This is a genomic window from Alkalihalophilus pseudofirmus (genome assembly GCF_029094545.1).
GTDB lineage: Bacteria > Bacillota > Bacilli > Bacillales > Bacillaceae_D > Alkalihalophilus > Alkalihalophilus pseudofirmus.
The window spans coordinates 3,060,188-3,079,139 of record NZ_CP117835.1; the positions used below are offsets into that span (position 1 = coordinate 3,060,188).

The 18,952-nt window shown below is 40.6% G+C and carries 15 protein-coding genes and 2 riboswitches; of the genes, 3 read left to right on the plus strand and 12 right to left on the minus strand.

What is annotated here, in order from left to right; all coding sequences use genetic code 11:
• Window positions 1-45 precede the first annotated feature (45 nt).
• Entirely contained in the window at window positions 46-1,470 is a 1,425-nt protein-coding gene (locus PQ478_RS16345) for a sigma-54 interaction domain-containing protein (protein ID WP_289234867.1), read from the plus strand.
• Between the two features lie 30 nt (window positions 1,471-1,500).
• Here the strand turns inward: PQ478_RS16345 and PQ478_RS16350 are convergent, their stop codons facing one another.
• The 8 genes from PQ478_RS16350 to PQ478_RS16385 form a co-directional block, all read right to left on the minus strand.
• Entirely contained in the window at window positions 1,501-2,418 is a 918-nt protein-coding gene (locus PQ478_RS16350; RefSeq protein WP_041822949.1) for a proline dehydrogenase family protein, read from the minus strand.
• Window positions 2,419-2,485: 67 nt separating this feature from the next.
• The gene (gene pruA / locus PQ478_RS16355; protein ID WP_012959867.1) at window positions 2,486-4,030 is read right to left on the minus strand and encodes an L-glutamate gamma-semialdehyde dehydrogenase; all 1,545 of its coding nucleotides are present in this window, start codon (window positions 4,028-4,030) and stop codon (window positions 2,486-2,488) included.
• 201 nt (window positions 4,031-4,231) lie between these two features.
• Complete coding sequence (gene phoU / locus PQ478_RS16360) at window positions 4,232-4,882, minus strand: phosphate signaling complex protein PhoU (protein ID WP_289234868.1); 651 nt, start codon at window positions 4,880-4,882, stop codon at window positions 4,232-4,234.
• A gap of 12 nt (window positions 4,883-4,894) precedes the next feature.
• Entirely contained in the window at window positions 4,895-5,728 is an 834-nt protein-coding gene (gene pstB / locus PQ478_RS16365; RefSeq protein ID WP_289234869.1) for a phosphate ABC transporter ATP-binding protein PstB, read from the minus strand.
• Window positions 5,729-5,744: 16 nt separating this feature from the next.
• Window positions 5,745-6,665: a phosphate ABC transporter permease PstA gene (gene pstA / locus PQ478_RS16370; RefSeq protein ID WP_289234870.1), complete on the minus strand. Its 921-nt coding sequence runs from the start codon at window positions 6,663-6,665 to the stop codon at window positions 5,745-5,747.
• A gap of 1 nt (window position 6,666) precedes the next feature.
• On the minus strand, window positions 6,667-7,623 hold the full coding sequence (gene pstC / locus PQ478_RS16375; protein ID WP_012959871.1) for a phosphate ABC transporter permease subunit PstC: 957 nt from the start codon (window positions 7,621-7,623) through the stop codon (window positions 6,667-6,669).
• Window positions 7,624-7,718: 95 nt separating this feature from the next.
• Window positions 7,719-8,714, minus strand: a complete 996-nt coding sequence (locus tag PQ478_RS16380; RefSeq protein ID WP_289234871.1) for a PstS family phosphate ABC transporter substrate-binding protein — start codon at window positions 8,712-8,714, stop codon at window positions 7,719-7,721.
• Between the two features lie 221 nt (window positions 8,715-8,935).
• Window positions 8,936-10,678 carry a methyl-accepting chemotaxis protein gene (locus PQ478_RS16385; RefSeq protein ID WP_289234872.1) on the minus strand — a complete coding sequence of 581 codons (1,743 nt, stop codon included), beginning with the start codon at window positions 10,676-10,678 and terminating at the stop codon, window positions 8,936-8,938.
• 203 nt (window positions 10,679-10,881) lie between these two features.
• A riboswitch (cobalamin riboswitch) is annotated at window positions 10,882-11,092 on the plus strand.
• Window positions 11,093-11,257: 165 nt separating this feature from the next.
• On the opposite strand from PQ478_RS16385, the gene metE reads away from it, so the two are divergent.
• Together metE and PQ478_RS16395 are read left to right on the plus strand one after the other, a co-directional pair.
• The gene (gene metE, locus PQ478_RS16390; RefSeq protein ID WP_289234873.1) at window positions 11,258-13,543 is read left to right on the plus strand and encodes a 5-methyltetrahydropteroyltriglutamate--homocysteine S-methyltransferase; all 2,286 of its coding nucleotides are present in this window, start codon (window positions 11,258-11,260) and stop codon (window positions 13,541-13,543) included.
• Window positions 13,540-14,013 carry an acyl-CoA thioesterase gene (locus PQ478_RS16395; RefSeq protein ID WP_289234874.1) on the plus strand — a complete coding sequence of 158 codons (474 nt, stop codon included), beginning with the start codon at window positions 13,540-13,542 and terminating at the stop codon, window positions 14,011-14,013. The genes metE and PQ478_RS16395 overlap by 4 nt, the downstream gene beginning before the upstream one ends.
• A 462-nt stretch (window positions 14,014-14,475) precedes the next feature.
• On the opposite strand, the gene mgtE is transcribed toward PQ478_RS16395, so the two are convergent.
• From mgtE to arsC, 4 genes are all read right to left on the minus strand, one after another.
• Entirely contained in the window at window positions 14,476-15,837 is a 1,362-nt protein-coding gene (mgtE, locus tag PQ478_RS16400; protein WP_075681258.1) for a magnesium transporter, read from the minus strand.
• A 245-nt stretch (window positions 15,838-16,082) separates the two neighbouring features.
• Window positions 16,083-16,250, minus strand: a riboswitch (M-box (ykoK) riboswitch).
• Between the two features lie 62 nt (window positions 16,251-16,312).
• Entirely contained in the window at window positions 16,313-18,088 is a 1,776-nt protein-coding gene (gene arsA / locus PQ478_RS16405) for an arsenical pump-driving ATPase (RefSeq protein WP_289234875.1), read from the minus strand.
• Window positions 18,088-18,444 (minus strand): arsenite efflux transporter metallochaperone ArsD, encoded by a 357-nt coding sequence (gene arsD, locus PQ478_RS16410; RefSeq protein WP_075681262.1) that lies wholly within the window; start codon window positions 18,442-18,444, stop codon window positions 18,088-18,090. Before arsD ends, arsA begins: the two co-directional genes overlap by 1 nt.
• 70 nt (window positions 18,445-18,514) lie before the next feature.
• Entirely contained in the window at window positions 18,515-18,934 is a 420-nt protein-coding gene (gene arsC, locus PQ478_RS16415) for an arsenate reductase (thioredoxin) (RefSeq protein WP_289234876.1), read from the minus strand.
• Window positions 18,935-18,952 lie beyond the last annotated feature (18 nt).

The following is an 18,952-nucleotide window of genomic DNA, read 5'->3' on the forward strand; positions in this document are numbered from 1 at the left end:
GCACTTTTGTCCTGCCTTTCATATACTTACAGTAGGAGGTGCCATATGAACCGTGTTAGTCCAAAACAACTAGAGCAAACTGTAGACATTCTTACACAAGTGTTAGATACCATTGATGTCGGTGTTCATATCGTTAATTCTCATGGGGAAACCATTATGTACAATAAGAAAATGACAGAAATTGAGTCTATGCCCCCGCATGAGGTATTACATAAAAATTTATTAGATGTGTTTCTCTTTAAAGAAGAGCAAACCAGCACGCTCCTGCAAGCATTACATAAAGGTCAGCATTCCTATAATATTAAGCAGCAATATTACAATAATAAAGGGTTTCCAATAACCGCTGTGAATGACACTCACCCTCTTAAAGATAAGGACGGGGAGATCATTGGTGCGTTTGAGTTATCAAAAGATATCACCCGTCTAGAAGTATTAATGAAAGATCAATTGCACAAATCCGATCAAACCCGCTATACGTTCTCTAAGATTATCGGCCAGAGTGAAGCAATCTCACAAATCATTCACGAAGCAAAGCGTGCGACGCGGACGAGTTCTTCTGTTCTGTTAACTGGCGAGACCGGCACTGGCAAAGAAATTTTTGCTCAAAGCATCCATAATGGCAGTGAACGGGCTGGAGGTCCGTTTATTTCTCAAAACTGCGCAGCCCTTCCTGATAATCTTATTGAAGGTATTTTATTCGGTACAAAGAAAGGTGCTTTTACAGGAGCCGTTGAACACCCTGGCTTATTTGAGCAAGCAGAAGGTGGAACCCTTCTTTTAGATGAAATCAATTCATTAAACCTGCCTCTGCAGGCAAAGTTATTACGAGCAATTCAAGAGAAAACCATTAGACGGGTTGGCGATACGAAAGATACTCCGGTTGATGTGCGGATCATCTCCACGATGAATGAAGATCCATTTGAAGCCGTATCAAACGGCCGCCTCAGAAAAGACCTGTTTTACAGGCTCGGTGTCGTCTCCTTGTACATCCCGCCGCTTAAAGATCGATACGGGGATATCCCCTTACTGGTCGAACATTTTTTAGCGAAATTTAATAAACGATTTCAAATGCAGGTTGATTGGATTTCAGCAGATGTTCTTGAATTATTTGAGCAGTATGAATGGCCTGGCAACGTACGTGAATTAGAGCATGTGATTGAATCAGCCATGAACATTATGTCAACAGAGCGTCAAATGGAGCTTTATCATTTGCCTATGCATATTAGAAGAAGGTTCACCGCACAAACAGATCCCACAGAAGGTAAAGCCGAGCATGTGAGTGAACCTAAGGAAACATTCTTACACAAGCCGCTTAAAGAACATCTTGCCGAAGTAGAAAATTACTATATTAAACAGGCTTTAACGGTGCATAAAGGCAACATCTCCCAAGCAGCTAAAGCGCTTGGAATCAGCCGCCAAAACCTTCAGTACCGATTAAAGAAAATGACGTTATCTGAAGAGGATTTATAAATACTAGAGCGACTATTCGATAGTCGCTCTTTATTTAGATAATAGACCTCGTAAGACGAAGCTGACGTTCTGCGGTCTTTCTGCCAGACGTCTCATGTAATAGCCATACCAATCCGTCCCATAAGGAACATAAACACGCATCGTATATCCTTCTTTTGCAATCGTCTCCTGCAGTTCTTTTCTGAACCCGTAGAGCATCTGGAATTCAAATTGCGTCTTAGGGATCCCCTCTTCTGCACAAAACGTTTTCACCTTATCAATAATCATATGGTCATGAGTTGCGATTGCTGTATAACTGCCGCTAAGCAAGTGCTGCTTAATGATTGCTAGGTAGTTGTCATCAATCTCTTTTTTGTCTTGAATAGCAATTTGACTAGGTTCTTTGTAAGCTCCTTTTACAAGCCTTAAGTTCACACCTTGAAGATCAGTGACATCTTGGCTTGCACGGTATAGATAGGCTTGAATGACCGTTCCTACTGAATGTGGAAATTCTTCGCGCAGCTCGTTTAATAAATCAAGCGTTTGCTGACAATGAGCAGAATCTTCCATATCAATACGAACAAAATTTCCTAGCTCCTCTGCCTTCCCTACGATTTTTCTCATATTCTGATAGCAAAGCTCTCGCTCTACATCAAGACCTAGCTGAGTGAGCTTTAATGATAAATTGCATTTCACGCCCGTCTCTGAAATCGCTTTCAAAGTTTGCAAACAATAATCTGCAGATTCTAATGCTTCCTCACGTGTTGTAATAAATTCACCTACATGGTCGACTGTTGCTACGAGCCCTTTATCATTAAGTTCTCTCACTGCAATCATTGCATCATTAATTGTTACCCCCGCGATAACCTGCTTTGCCCCCATCTTAAGTCCCCAACGCTTAGCTCCACGGTTTAGCACTTTATTTTTTGACAAATACAGAAACATGGGTTTAAGTACCATGCTAACCACATCTCCATTCTTCATATTCATAAGGTAGGAGGCACGGCAAAGCCTGCCGTGCACTCACTGTATCATTTTATAACGACTCAGAAATCGTCTTTGCTTGTAAGAAAAGCTGTAAATAGTCTGGACCGCCTGCTTTAGAGTCCGTACCAGACATGTTAAATCCGCCAAATGGGTGGTAGCCGACAATTGCACCTGTACAACCGCGGTTAATATACATATTTCCTACATGGAAATCTGTTTTTGCCTTTTCAATATGCTGGCGGTTGCGCGTAATAACAGCGCCTGTTAATCCATATTCCGTGTTATTAGCAATGTCTAGAGCCTCATCAAAGTCCTTTGCTTTAGAGAAAGCAACAACCGGTCCGAAAATCTCTTCTTGCATCAGGCGGGCATCTGCTGCCACATCAGCCACAATGGTTGGCTGGATAAAGTAACCTTTAGAAGAGTCACCTGTTCCACCTGCTACAATACGGCCCTCTTCCTTGCCGATCTCAATGTAGCTCATAATTTTATCAAATGCCGCTTGATCATTTACCGGCCCCATATTTGTATCGTTAATTGTTTCACCAACTGATAATTCCTTTGTAAGGGCAATCGATTTTTCAAGAACCTCATCATATACATCTTCAACAATGACTGCACGTGAGCATGCTGAACATTTTTGACCTGAGAATCCGAATGCAGAAGCGACAATCGATTTTGCAGCAAGATCTAGATCAGCATCTTTATCTACAACGATCGTGTCTTTTCCACCCATCTCAGCAACTACACGCTTCAACCAATACTGTCCTTTATTTACTTTTGCAGCACGCTGATAAATACGTTCTCCTACTTCACGTGAACCAGTAAAGCTGATCATACGAGTTTTCGGGTGATCGACGATGTAGTCACCAATTTCAGATCCGCTTCCTGGAATGTAGTTGATGACACCTGCAGGCATTCCCGCTTCTTCAAGCACTTCCATAAATTTCGCAGCGACTACAGGGGTTGTACTAGCCGGCTTAAGAAGAACTGTGTTTCCTGTTACTGCTGCTGCAACTGTTGTTCCTGCCATAATCGCAAAAGCAAAGTTCCAAGGTGAAATAACAACAGCCACACCTAATGGAATATATCCGTACTGATTGTTCTCGCCGACACGGCTTAAGACAGGGATGCCATTTTTAAGTTCAATCATTTGGCGGCCATAATACTCTAAGAAGTCAATCGCCTCTGCTGTATCTGCATCTGCCTCATTCCAAGGCTTACCTGCCTCATATACAAGATATGCGGAAAATTCATGTTTGCGACGGCGGATGATCGCTGCTGCTTTAAATAAAATTTCAGCACGTGCCACAGGATCCCAGCGCTTCCAATCTTCAAATGTCGTCAGGGCTGCTTGCATAGCCTGTTCTGCATGATCTCTTGTTGCTTTTGAAACTCTTCCTACTACTTGTTCTTTCTTAGCAGGATTTTCTGATGTGATTTTATCATCCGTATAAACAAGTTCGCCGCCAATACGAAGCGGAAAATCTTGACCTAGTTCTGCTTCAACTTTCTTTAAAGCCGCCTGGAATTCTTTACGGTTTTCCTCTACCGTAAAATCTGTAAATGGTTCGTGTTTGTAAGGTACTGACATGTATAACCACTCCTTTAAGTCTAGTCACCCTATTTATAGTGCAAAAACTGTGCCAATTATGAATCTTTCTGAAGTAAGCGTTATTATTAGGCTTGTCTCTAGATCAGCATGCAAAAAATGTTGCAGGTGCAAACTTTTCATCAAAAAGGCGCAATATTTTTTGCACGAAAAAAGCCTGTGCACATGCACAGACTTCTTTCTTTAATTTAAATCAAAATGCTTGCCATTTACTTCATAGACAACCCATTCCGAGATATTCGTTGCGTAATCAGCAATCCGTTCAATATAGCGTCCGATGAATGCCAGCTGTGTAATTTGATCCACTTCAACACTTGCATCCTCTACTTTAAATAATTCACGAATCAAATCACCATATTGTGTATCTACCTTATCATCAGTTAACGCTATTTTTTGGGCCATTAAAATATCAGACTTCTCATAAGCCTCTAATGACTTAGTAATCATATCTTCTGCAATTCGTAGCATAGCAAGAAGCTGTTCTTTATATACTGGCAGACTATGTTTATTCATTCGGATCGACTGTTTAGCCATATCCACAACAAGATCTGCTACTCGCTCTAAATCACTTGAAATTTTCAATGCTACAATTAATTTTCTTAAATCTGTCGCTACGGGCTGCTGCTTAGAAATAAGAAGGGTGACTTTATCATGCATATCAAGCTCTAATTGATTAATAGCTGAATCCTCTGCAATAAGCATCTCCATCTGGGCCTTATTATCAGATTCAAAAGCTTCCTTCATTTCGGCAATAACCTCTTCTACTTTATTTCCCATTGTTAATAATTCTTGCTTCACATAATCTAACTGAGAGTGAAACGTTCTAATCGTCATATGTCATCATCCTTAACCGAATCGACCGGTAATATAGTCTTCTGTACGCTTATCAGATGGATATGAGAAGATGGTATCCGTTTTGTCATACTCAACAACTTCTCCGTTTAAAAAGAATGCAGTTCGGTCAGAGATACGAGCTGCTTGCTGCATATTGTGAGTGACAATGACAATCGAATATTCCTTCTTCAGTTCTTGGATTAATTCCTCTACTTTTAATGTCGATTTTGGATCGAGTGCTGAGGTCGGTTCATCCATTAAAATCACATCAGGTTCAATAGCGAGACAGCGGGCAATACATAGACGCTGCTGCTGACCACCAGACAGCCCATAAGCATTCTCGCTTAAACGATCTTTTACCTCATCCCAAATCGCGGCGCCACGAAGACTGCGCTCAACAATTTCATCTAATACTTTCTTATTTTTAATCCCGTGAATTCTTGGACCGTACGCCACATTGTCATAGATTGATTTCGGAAATGGATTCGGCTTTTGAAATACCATTCCTACTCTTGTACGCAAGTCTTCTACTTTAAATGATTTGTCTAAAATATTTTGGCCGCGGTATTCAATATCACCCGAAATTTTAACAATCGGTACGAGCTGTACCATGCGGTTTAACGTTTTAATGTAGGTTGATTTCCCGCAGCCAGAAGGTCCGATAATTGCTGTTACTTCTTTTTCATATACTTCTAGATTAATATTTTTAAGCGCGTGATCCTTGCCATACCAAAGATTCAAGTTCTTCGTATCATACACTACTTTTTTGTCAGCCGGAACGGTTTCGACACTTGAATTAGATTTAATCTCAACATTTACCTTCTTTTCTGCTGTTAACATCCCCATCAGTAATGCCCCCCTATTAAAACCTTTGTTGAAACTTATTTCGAATAATGATCGCTGTTGAATTAAGAATAAATAACACAATCAAGAGGACGATAATTGTTGCAGCTGCAAGATTTGCATATTCTGCTACAAGAGATGCATCAATTGTCCAGTAATAGATTTGTACAGGAAGAATGGTGAATCGGTCCATTAAACCTCCTGGAAACGGGATCAGAAGTGCTGGTATCCCAATAACGATCAACGGAGCTGTTTCCCCTATCGCTCGCGATAATGAAAGAATCGCCCCGGTTAAAATACCAGGTAATGCCGCTGGAAGAATGACATTTTTGATCGTCTGCCATTTTGTAGCTCCCATACCGTAGGAAGCTTCGCTTAAATGATTAGGAACAGCACGGATTGCTTCTTGACTCGCCACAACAACAATTGGAAGAACGAGTAAGGACATCGTTAATCCCCCTGCCAGGACAACTCCGCCTAAATCTAGTGCACGAACAAAAATCGTCATCCCGAGAATTCCAAATACAATTGATGGAACCCCGGCCAGGTTGGAAATATTCGCTTGAATAAAGGAATGGATCTTGCCTTTTTTTGCATACGCTTCAAGGTAAATAGCGGTCCCAACGCCAAGCAGCATCGTGACTGGAGCAACGACTGCCATTAACCATAACGTACCAAGAATAGCGCCCATAATCCCAGCTCGATCTGGATTATTTGAGAGACGGCCAGTCAAAAAGTCTATATTAATCCAGCCGATCCCTTGCGAAAACACTCTGAAGATAAGAATCGCTAATACTACTAAACCGAACATCGTTGAAACAAAGAATAATCCTTTTGCCAAGTTATTCTTTACTAATCTCGTGTTCATCCGTTTTTGAACGGTATCTTTATCAATGTACTTTGGTGTTGTATTCGTTTGTGTTGTCGTATCAATGTTCATATTAATATTCCTCCCTAAAGCGGCGAGAGATATATCTTGCTAGAAGATTCATTAAGAAAGTAAAAACAAATAACGTCATTGCTACAGCATATAAGCTGTAATATATAGTCGAACCGGCAGGAGCATCTCCTCCAGTTACTTCAACAATGTATGCAGTCATAGTCTGCATCGATTGAGTGATGTCAAAAGTAAAGTTTTTGGTACTTCCACTTGCAATCGTTACAATCATCGTTTCTCCAATTGCACGTGAAATACCAAGAACAAATGAAGCAATAATGCCTGAGATTGCAGCAGGAATAACGACTTTCCCTGTTACTTCAAGTCTAGTCGCACCTAATGCTAGTGCCCCTTCACGCATGGCTCGCGGCACAGAACTCATCGCATCCTCTGATAATGAGGCAACCATTGGAATGATCATGATCCCCATGACAATACCTGGGCTTAGTATATTTGTTGCCTGCAGCCCTGGAATAATATCTCTTAAAATCGGTGTGACAAACGTAAAAGCAAAAAAACCATAAACGATTGTTGGAATACCTGCTAAAATTTCTAGCATTGGTTTTAATGTTCTTCTTACTTTATCTGAAGCATATTCACTTAAGAAAATAGCTGTCATTAATCCAATTGGAATCGCCACAAACATCGCGATGACAGACGAAATAATGGTCCCTGTTAATAAAGGCAGAACTCCAAATTGCGGATCTTGACTTAACGGCCTTAATACTGTTCCTGTAAAGAAATCAACGATTGGAACACGTTGAAAAAATTCGAACGTCTCACTCAATAGCGTATACAAAATTCCCACTGTGGTAAGGATTGAAATGCTCGCAATCACAAAAAGTAATTTTGGCATTACTTTTTCAATGAGATTGTTAAGATTTCTTGAGCTCTTTTTTTGTTCAATCATTTTTCTTACATTCACAGCGTTCCCCTTATTCATTTCGCTGTTTACATCCATTGCACGTGGCACCCCTTTTGGCTTGTAACCATATACTTTACATGTAAGTGGATGAGAACTCACAAGCTCCCATCCACCCATGCAGTACAATCAAATTAATTTAGACCATCTAAGAAACTGTTATACTCTTCAATTTCACTTTCTGGCAGTGGAGCAAATCCAGTCTCACCAGCAAATTCATTAACATTGTTTACAACGTATCTAGCAAAATCTAGTACTTGCGGCTTTTCTTTAGCCATATCAACGTTTAAGTAAGTGAATACCGGACGAGTGAATGGTGCATAGTCACCATCTTCAGCAATTGTGTCAAGTGATGGCTCAACTGGACCCTCACCGAAATCAACGTTTACTGCTTGAATTTGATCTTGGTTATTTACATAGTAGCCAAATCCGAAGAATGCAATGGCATTTTTATCTTCTGCTACTAGATTTACTAATGTAGAATATTCTTGCTGCAGGTTAACACCATCTACTAAGTCACCTTTATCAAGAATGTTCTCATAGAAGAACTCATATGTTCCGTGGTTTTCATTTGGACCCATTGGCTTAATTTCTTCATCTGGAAATTCAGGACGAATATCAGACCACTTCGTAACGCCGCCATCAGCACTGAAGATGCTGATTAACTCTTCTTCAGTCAGCTCTTTTGCCCAGTCATTTTCAGGGTGAATAACAAACGTAAGACCATCTAATGCTACTTTAAATTCTTGTACTTCAATTCCATTTGCTTCTGCTTCTTCTAACTCTTCATCTTTAATTTCACGAGATGCATCATTAAAATCTGTACCGTTTGGAACTAAGAATTTACCGAAACCAGCACTTGTACCAGAACGGCTTACTTCAACTGATACGTTCGGTTGTTCATTAATCATGTATTCTTCAGCTACTACTGACATTAATGGATAAACTGTACCTGAACCATCAACGACTACGCTTCCGTCAAGATCTTCTGCTGCTTCCGCTGCATTATCTTCTGTCGTATCCTCTGAACCTGGGTTATCTGTCTCAGCCGGTTCATTAGATCCCCCGCCACAAGCTGCGACAACAACCATTAGTGCTGCCATTACTAAGAGCATTAAAAATTTCTTCACTTCATTGTCCTCCCTTTTCTCTAGGAAAAATAGTTGCGTAAGTGGTTCTCCCTCTCACAATTGCTAGTATAGTTGGGTAATATTAAGCAGGTATGATTGCTGTGTAAATGTTTTGTAAACCGATGTAAAAATAGAGTGAAATAGGCCTAACCTTGATAGATAAAAAGCATAAAAAGTCTCTCTATAACAAACATAGAGAGACTTTTTGACCAGAGACAGGCCTACTTTATATGAAATTTCATTAATAGATCAGAAAGAGATTGTGAGAGACTAGTTAATTGCAGTCCGACCTCATGTGTAGATTTTAATTGTTCAATCTGCTCCTTGCTAGATTCTAGCATCACCTCAGAGCTCGCTGATGTTTCTTGTGATACGGAAGCAAAACTAACAGTTGCCGCTTCGAGTTCTGGTACCATTCCTTTTAACTCACTTAATTTGTGCTGCATCCCATTAATTGTCCTGCTTACCCCATTAATGCCTCCCATTAATTCATCAAATGAATCTCTTGATTGATTTGCCTTCCCGAGATTAATCCTCGTTTTTTCTAGCATATGTGTAAATTCTTCATTCGCTTCAATTGTGACAGTGTCCATTGTATCGATGGCTTGTGTAATTTCTACCGCTGCCCCTGATGATTGCTCGGCAAGTTTACGCACCTCATTAGCAACTACAGCAAACCCCTTGCCAGATTCTCCAGCTCTCGCTGCTTCAATCGTTGCATTTAAAGCAAGAAGCTTTGTTTGTTCAGCAATCCCTTGAATTAATCCAACTAGCTGTGAGATTGAAACGGAGTACTCTCTTACCTGCTTGATCGTTGTTGTTAGATGGCCGAAATCTGCTTCAAACGTTTGAATCGTTGAAATCAATTCCATCATCGTTTTTTCACCCTTATAGGCAGACTCGTTCATTTGTTTTGAGCGGTCTACAACCATATCCATGTTACTAGTTAAAGCATTCACCTTTTCTCTCATGTCTTTAAAGTGATACACACTAACCTCAGAACTTGAAGCAGTTTGCAGGGCTCCTTCTTTTACTACATGGATCGACTCCACTAGCTCAACACTTGCTTCTAAAGACTCCTTTGAAGAAAAGGTTAACTTATCACCTGTTACTGCTAAATTTTTCGTGGTATCTGTTAACTCAAGTAATAACTCTCGCATATGTACAATCATCGCACGGTAGCTTTTATGTAGAGACTGTATTTCCGGTAACGTCGTTCGTATTGAATCTGGTTCTCTAAATTGACCATTTCTCACTGCTCTCATGGTCTCTCGCAAATCTGTAAGAGGCTTCGTAATAGATCGAACGAAAAGCAAAATGAATATGGTAGAGATAAATACACTAATCACAACTACAAGCAGATTAAAATAAGCCATGTCAACTACCGCACCCATATAAGAGGCTTCAGGAACGGCTAAGGCAAAGATTCCGCCGATTTCATTTATTGTCTGAAATGAAATCGAATACTTGGATCCATCTATTTCTACATGGATGACTCCTTGATCTCTTTGTTCCATTTTGCTTATCGCTTCAACAGGGATAGGCGGCAAAGTATCTTGACTTACTTGAAACGGGACAGCTTCTTGATTAATGACAGAAAAGAATTCGGCACTAATCCCGTCTTCTTCAAGTTTATCTTGCTGTGATCTAATATTTGATTCTAGCTGTTGCATAAAATACTCTTCATCACTCACATAGAGGAACTGAAGGTTTTGAGCAATCACTTCCATAAGATCTACTTCCCGCATCAGTCTGTTTTCAATGGAGTTGACTGTCATCTCTTTTGCTTTTAAATAAGAAGTAAATCCTCCTATTGATAATGAGACTGCTAGCAGCATAACAAATAAAAAAAGTAATCTGCTCTTCATGGAGAACTTCTCTAAAAACTTGCTGTTTTGCCTTGTTGTCTCAGTTTTTTGTTTGTTCGAACCACTCTTTTTCTTCTTTAACCGATTCCTAAACACAACCAAACCCCCACCTAAACTAAGTCTTTTATACCAGATAAATTATACCAATGTATTATTAAGTGATTGTAAAGACTGGGTAAATATAGCATATAGTATTATTGGATGTGACTAATATCAGGGTAGAGATTTCTTTTAGAAAATTCTTGATTAATAAAATAATCTAAGTTAGGATATAGTCTAAGTATTTGATTAATTTAATTTTATAAGTACATGCAAGAGGTGGTTTAGAGTTTGCCTTCTAAACCTTAAAAGGGAAGTCCGGTGAGAATCCGGCACGGTCGCGCCACTGTAAGAGCGAGCTGCTTATCATTGCCACTATTCATCATTTAGTGATCTTAGCTAAGTTGAATGGGAAGGGATAAGCAAGCGATGAACTTGAGTCAGGAGACCTGCCTTTTGTACGCACTAGTACCTACGCGTTTATTAGGGAGGAGTGATCGATATGTTTTGGCCGATGGTTTATGATCATCCAGGTTAAGTCTATGTATGTGATCTCTCTTTCAATGATGAAAGAGAGTTTTTTTATTTGCTGAGTTAACCACAACAATAGAGACGACAATCTGGAGGGATTTAAAGATGAATATAGTGACATCAAACACAGGCTATCCACGCATTGGGGAAAATAGAGAATGGAAACAAGTATTAGAAAAGTATTGGACAAAGAAAATAACGAGAGTGGCATTTGAACTTGAAATGAAGCAGCTTCGTATCGACTATTTAAAGAAACAGCGAAGTAAAGGCATTGATCTTATTCCGATTGGCGATTTCAGCTACTATGATCAAGTTCTAGATACAGCTGTAATGTTCGGGCTTATCCCCGAGAGGTTTCAATCGATGGAAGAAGCTTCCCTGGAACAATATTTTGCAATTGCCCGCGGAACAGATGAACATGTTGCTTCTGAAATGACTAAATGGTTTAACACAAACTACCACTATATTGTTCCAGAATTACAAGGCGCAGCACCAAAACTAACACATAACAGACTGTTAGATTTATTTAATGAAGCAAAATATGAGCTGGGCATTAAAGGGAAACCAGTCATCTTAGGTCCGGTTACATTGATTGCCTTATCAAAAGGATACGCGAACAGTGAATTTAAAGACAAGGTAGCTGAACTTATTCCTCACTACATCAAAGCGTTCCAAGAATTAGCCGATGCGGGCGCCGAATGGATCCAAATTGATGAACCGATTCTTGTTCAAGATATCGACCATCCTACGATCGAGGTTTTTCAAGAAGTTTATAGTCGCTTTAATGAGAAGCTGCCAGAGATAAAACTGCTTTTACAGACCTATTACGGCTCGGTTGAACGCTATGAAGAAGTGATTCAATTACCTGTAGATGCTATCGGACTTGATTTCGTCCACGACAAAGGAGCCAACCTAGAGAAATTAAGATCATCTGGGTTTCCTAGTGATAAGCTGTTGGCATGCGGAGTCATTGATGGCCGCAGCATTTGGAAAAGCAACCTGTTAGATAAACAAGATCAAGCAGCAAAAATTACATCCTACATCCAGCCAAGTCAATTGATCATTCAGCCTTCATGCTCATTGCTCCATGTACCTGTTACGACGGCTAATGAGAAGTCGCTGCCAGAGCAATTAGTTGACGCTCTTGCCTTTGCTGATGAAAAGCTAAAGGAAGTAGTCTTGCTTAGTGAAGCACTCAAATCTCCTGAGAAGAAAGATGAACTCCGAGCTTACAGTTATGCTATCTCTGAGTTTCATAAAGATACAGGCAGAGTTCATACAGATGTGCAAAGAAAGCTTTCTCAATTAAACGAATTAACAGCAACAAGAACTTCTTTTGATGTAAGAAAAGAACAACAGAAGAAAAAGTGGCAGCTTCCTCCCCTGCCTACTACAACCATCGGAAGCTTTCCACAAACGAAAGAAGTAAGAGCTGCCCGCTTAAAGTTTAAAAAAGGCTCTTTGTCTGAGGCCGATTATGAAACATTTATTCAAGAAGAAATCCAAAAGTGGGTAAACATTCAAGAAGAAATTCAGCTCGATGTTTTTGTTCACGGGGAATTTGAACGTACAGATATGGTCGAATTTTTCGGTCAACGCTTAAATGGGATGGAAGTCACTACAAACGGCTGGGTGCAATCTTACGGTTCTCGTTGTGTTAAGCCACCTATTATTGCGGCCGATATCTCTTTTGACCAACCGATGACATTAAAGGAAACTCTGTATGCGAAGTCATTGACTACAAAACCAATGAAAGGGATGCTGACCGGACCCGTTACGATTTTAAATTGGTCGTTTGAGCGAGATGACATATCACTTAGAGAAATGCTTAATCAGCTTGCCTTAGCCATCCAGGAAGAAATTCGTCAGCTAGAGGCAAATGGTATTGAAATGATCCAAGTAGATGAGCCTGCACTGCGTGAGGGACTGCCGCTCAAAGAAGATGATAGAGCTGATTATTTAGCAAATGCTACTTATGCATTTAGGCTCGCAACAAGCAGCGTAGAGCCTACGACTCAAATTCATACTCATATGTGTTATTCCGAGTTTGATGAAATTATTGAAACGATTGATGCACTTGATGCCGATGTGATTTCAATCGAAGCTTCAAGGAGCCACGGAGAAATTATTCATACATTTGAACGGTATGAATATCAAAAGGATATCGGTCTTGGGGTGTATGACATTCATAGTCCGCGTATCCCTAGTAAAATAGAAATGAAAAGAAATCTTGAGAGGGCGCTTCGTGTACTTAATCCGGAACAATTCTGGGTTAATCCCGATTGTGGTTTAAAAACAAGAACAACAGAAGAAACGATTGATGCTTTAAAAGTTATGGTAGAAGCGGCTGAAGAAGTACGGACGAGCTTACAGGTGGAGACCTCAAAATGACGACATCACACTCTACTAGTTATTCGAGGACAATTCAAACAAGACTCGTTCTTCCACCCGACACGAATCACCTTAAGACGATCTTTGGAGGACAGGTTCTTTCCTATATAGATGAAATTGCGGCGATCACCGCGATGAAACATGCAGGAAGTGTTGTTGTGACAGCTTCAATCGATTCCGTTGACTTCCTCTCATCAGCTACAGTCGGTGATGTATTAGAGCTCGAATCATTTATTACTTCAACAGGCCGTACATCAATGGAAGTGTTCGTAAAAGTACATTCTACTAACCTTTTAACAGGAGTGAAAACCTTAACGACCAAGTCCTTTTTGACCATGGTGGCTGTAGATGACCAGAAGAAACCCTTGCCTGTTGCTAGCATCCTTCCTGAAACGGAAGAGGAGAAACAGCTCTTCAAAACAGCAGCTGCAAGAAAGGATAATCGATTGAAACGGGCAATGCTTCATTAAATGAAAAGAGGCTTAGACACGTAAGGTTATTAGATGAGAATTGTGAAACAAAAAATGGTAAGTGGTGTTATCCGCTCTGAAATATAACTTCGCTTTTCGCAGGGAGCAATTTAGTAATGGTTTAAAAGCTATTAAACATTAAGTGTCTCAAAGAAGGGTTATAGCATAGTCATCGCTACTGAAATATGCTTCGCTTTCCGCGGTGAGCTGCTGAGCTTCCTCGGACTTTAGCTCTGTGGGATCTCAGCCCTGCTCTAGGAACCGCAGGAGTCTACACATATTTCATCCGCTAGGTTGTGCTTTTTCAAGGAATGGAGTGGAATGATGTAGTTAACGCAGGGAGGACTTTTTCATTCGTTTCCTTTAGTGTAGCTTTCTTGCACAAAAAAGACGACTAGTTCAAACGGTTTTGAACTAGTCGTTTTCTTTATTTCAGCATACCTAATGATCTAATAATACTTTCTATAAATACTCTAGTAATGCTGTTGCGATTGAGAAGTAAATGAGCAATCCTAATATGTCATTAACAGTTGTAATAAATGGACCAGATGCGATGGCTGGGTCGAGTTTCATCTTATTGATGATGAGAGGCACAATTGTACCAATAATTGTAGCGATGCTTAATGTAAGAAAGATAGAGATACCAACTATGAATGCAAGCATCATATTACCGTGCATCACTGTCACAATCCCTGCGATAACAAGCATACAGATGAACCCAAGCATCAAACCTGTCCCAAGTTCACGCTTTAACATCTTCCAGACACCATCTCGCTCAACAGTGCCAAGCGCTAGACCACGAACCGCTACAGCAAGTGACTGTGTACCAGTATTGCCCGCAGAGTCCATTAACAGCGGGATAAAGGCAGCCAACAGAACAATCGCTTCTAATGTTTCTTCAAACTGGCCGATCACTTCAGCCGTAATAAGTCCAAAAAACATCAATAAAATGATCCAAGGTGCGCGCTTTTTAGCTGCTTGAAAAGAAGACACATCCACATCTGTCGCTCCTTTAGATGCAGAAAATTCTCCTAAGTCCTCCGTCGCTTCCTCTTCTAAAATATCGATGATGTCATCGACTGTAACAATCCCAACCAGCTTTCCTTCACTTGAAATAACAGGTGCTGCCAAGAAGTCGTATTTCTTTATTAAACGGGCCACATCCTCTTGGTCAGTTTTAGCCGAAACAGAAACAACCTCCCGGCTCATCACATCCTGTACTAAATCTGTCTCCTCAGAAGTAATTAAATCTCTTAAAGAAACAACGCCGACAAGCTTCTCGCGCTCATCTACTACATATAAATAGTAGATCGTCTCCGCATCAGGTGCTTCTTTTCTAAGCCTTCCGATTACTTCAGCTACCGTTTCTACAGCAGAGACGCGGATAAACTCTTTTGTCATAATCGCTCCGGCAGTTTCAGGCTCATAGGATAATAATTCGCGGACTTCACTTGCTTCTGATTCCTCCATTGAATCAAGGATGGCAGTAACTTCCTTTTCACTCAGGAAAGATAAGAAAGTTACGACATCATCGGCGTACATATCATTTAACATCGCTGATCCGTAAGTTGGATCAAGCTCTTTAAACACATACATCTGCTCTTTCTTTTCAAGTCCTTCAAATACTTCCGCAAATTCATTCGGAGATAGGAATTGATACACTTTTTGGCGCGCTTCAATTGCTAGCTCAATGAATATATCCGCTTGATCTGTTGGGTGGAGGGCAAGAAACCACTCACGAAACTGCTCAACATCTCCACTTTTTAATAGATCATATATTTGCTTTGCATACGTCATTCTCTTTTGTTCGTTTAATTTCACCATGTTGTAGTCCCCCTATTATGGGACCCACTTCCCTTTTCACCCATGAGGGGGGAAATGGATCATCTTGATTCGTTTCATTGCTTGATTTTACTGTTATGGCTGATTGCTTTATCCTACTATCCATTTTCGCACCACCTCACTTTTCTATTCCTTTAAAAAGGGAAAATAAAACAAAAAGCACCTCCTACGAAAGAAGATGCCAATACTAAATAACAGATATCAATTACTTGATGATCAGTATTATCGAAATCCTCCATTCGTAGAGCTTTAGCACTGTGCGGCATAGGATTCTCATTCCAGCTACATTAAAAACCACCTTATGTCGATGGTTCCTGTTGACCCATTGGCGTCTTTGGACGTTTTTGGGCAGCAGCGTATCTCCAGCACAGGAGCCTCACCTAACGAGGAACTATTTAATTACAACGAAGACTTTACAGGACATAAGATATTCTGTCAATACATCGAATCTAATTTTCTATAAAGAAGTTAGCTGCTTTCTTCCCTTAATGGCTTCAGCCTGCCAAGGAATAACCACGGTTTGTTTTGCATGAGTGGTCATAACTTCATTGATCCATTTTATCTCACTTTGTGCTCGCTCAGATAAAATTGGGTCAATTGTATTCGTGCTCGCAAAACTTTGGTTAATCACCCACCAGCTCGGTGTAATGTCAGCGCGAATAAGATCCTCTTGCAGCCTTGATGCCTCAAATACCGGCGTGGCTTCTGGCAAGGTGACGACAAGTACATCTGTCTCTTTTGGATTTCGCAGTCTTGGAAGTAACTTCTTTACCGATTCAGGCACTTCCCCTGTACTTCGTTCCATTTCCTTATGATAGGAATGTGCAGCATCTAGCAAGAGCAGCGTGTGGCCGGTTGGTGCCGTATCAATGACAACAAACGCATCATCGGCTTCTTCCACTACATCAGCAAATGCTCTAAAGACAGCAATTTCTTCTGTACATGGCGAGTTTAAATCTTCCTCTAAATAGGCAAGTCCATTTTCATCTAAATGTTCCCTAGATGCAGACAACACTTCCTGTTTATACGCCTCTACTTCGGCTTTCGGGTCAATTCTGCTGATCGTTATAAGCTGATCCTCTTTTTTAGAGAATAAATCACTTACATGCGCAGCCGGATCTGTCGTTGTTAATTTCACTTTATGCCCCTTGTTTGCAAGGCCTGCTGCAACGGCGGCAGCGACCGTCGTTTTACCGACTCCACCTTTTCCCATTGTTAAAATAACTCCTTGCTCTTTTTTCAGAAGGTCATTAATCAGGACTGAAAGAGAATCAGCCTGAACGTCTGCACGAGGCACCAATCGCGCATTGCTTTTAGGCAGCTCATTAAATAGAGATCGCAGCGACTCTATTCCCGTCAGCTGATAAGGGACATACGGCAGCTCATATTGCTTTGTTTCTTGTAATTTTGCAGGCATTGATTGTAGGGCTTTTTCTTGGCGCTTATAAAACGCAGTTGATGTCAGATCCTCATTTACATAGGATTGCATTTTCCCATTTATAAGCAGCCATTGATTAACAAGGCCGAGCTCCTTCAGCTCTCCTGATGCACGGTCTGCCTCTTTAAGTGTAGACGGTTCTGGTCTTGCCACTAAAATAAGTGTTGTTTTCGCTGCATCTGATAGGGCTTTAACTGTATGTTCATAAAGTGCCTTCTTCTCAGCTAACCCTGATAATGGACCAAGACATGAAGCTCCATGAGTGCTTGTATCTAAAAAGCCAGACCAAGCGGTTGGCAGCTGTAAGAGACGAAGAGTATGTCCGGTCGGTGCCGTATCAAAAACAATATGATCATACTCATTTGTTCGTTCCGGATTTGTCAGGATCGTAGCAAATTCATCAAATGCGGCAATTTCTACAGTACATGCACCCGATAACTGCTCTTCCATTTGAGCAATCACTGGTGCTGGCAGCTTATCTCGAAACGGCCCAATCATTTTATTTCGATAAGCAGCAGCTGCTTCCTCGGGATCTAAGTTAATCGCTGTAACGTTAGGAAGTTCATCGATTTTCGTTTCGTGATAGCCAATTTCCTGTTCAAAGACATCTTGCAGGTTAGAGGCAGGATCTGTACTAACCAAGAGCACTTTCTTCCCCTGATCAGCTAAGGCAACAGCTGTCGCACAAGCTGTAGAAGTCTTCCCCACTCCCCCTTTACCTGTAAAAAATAAATAAGGAGTCAGCTCTTCTTTTACTGGGTTAAATCGACGAGAGGTTGATTGAAATTGTGTCATTATAATAACTCAATTCCTTTCATTTTTTTAGGCTCTTTGGTCAGCTCTTGCACGCTTATTCCAGTCCATTTTGCCAGCTGCTCGTTAGTAGGATACTTACCTGTTAATTCAACTTTATCATCGACAACGACAACAGGAAGAGCCTCCGTTCCTTTATCATTAAGAAGCTGATTTACATTTTTCTCATCAATAAAAGCTTGCGGTTCACTTCCTAGGTTATAGCGGGCAACATCTGCTCCCTTTTTTTCCAGCATAAAAAGTGCGGTTGCAATTCTTGTTAACTCAGGATCTACACTTGGTCCACATACTCCGGTTGGACAACATAGTGCAGGGTCATAAATTCGAATCTTAGCCATTACAGTCATCTCCTTTATTCTCATGTGTAGGAAAAGGGTCAGACCATTTCAGTCGACCCTTCGAACTTGTTTATTTACCTGTTTCAGCGAATGTTTTAATACGGTCGCCAATTTCATCACGAACACGTTGGAAGAATGCCCATTTTTCTTTTTCTGTTCCTTCTGCTTTTGCAGGGTCATCAAAGCCCCAATGTACACGCTCTTTATTTGGCGGTGTAGCCGGACAAACGTCTGCTGCATGACCGCATAATGTCACTACAAGGTCTGCTTTCTTTAAGATCTCTTGATCAATCGTATCAGATGTTTGATTTGTAATGTCCACATCTACTTCTTTCATCGCCTTCACTGCATTTGGATTGACGCCATGTGCTTCAATTCCAGCTGAGTACACTTCATATTTATCACTAAGGTAATGCTTTCCCCAGCCTTCTGCCATTTGGCTGCGGCAAGAGTTTCCTGTACATAAGAAGTAAATAATTGGTTTTGACATGTTTAAAACCCCTTTGTT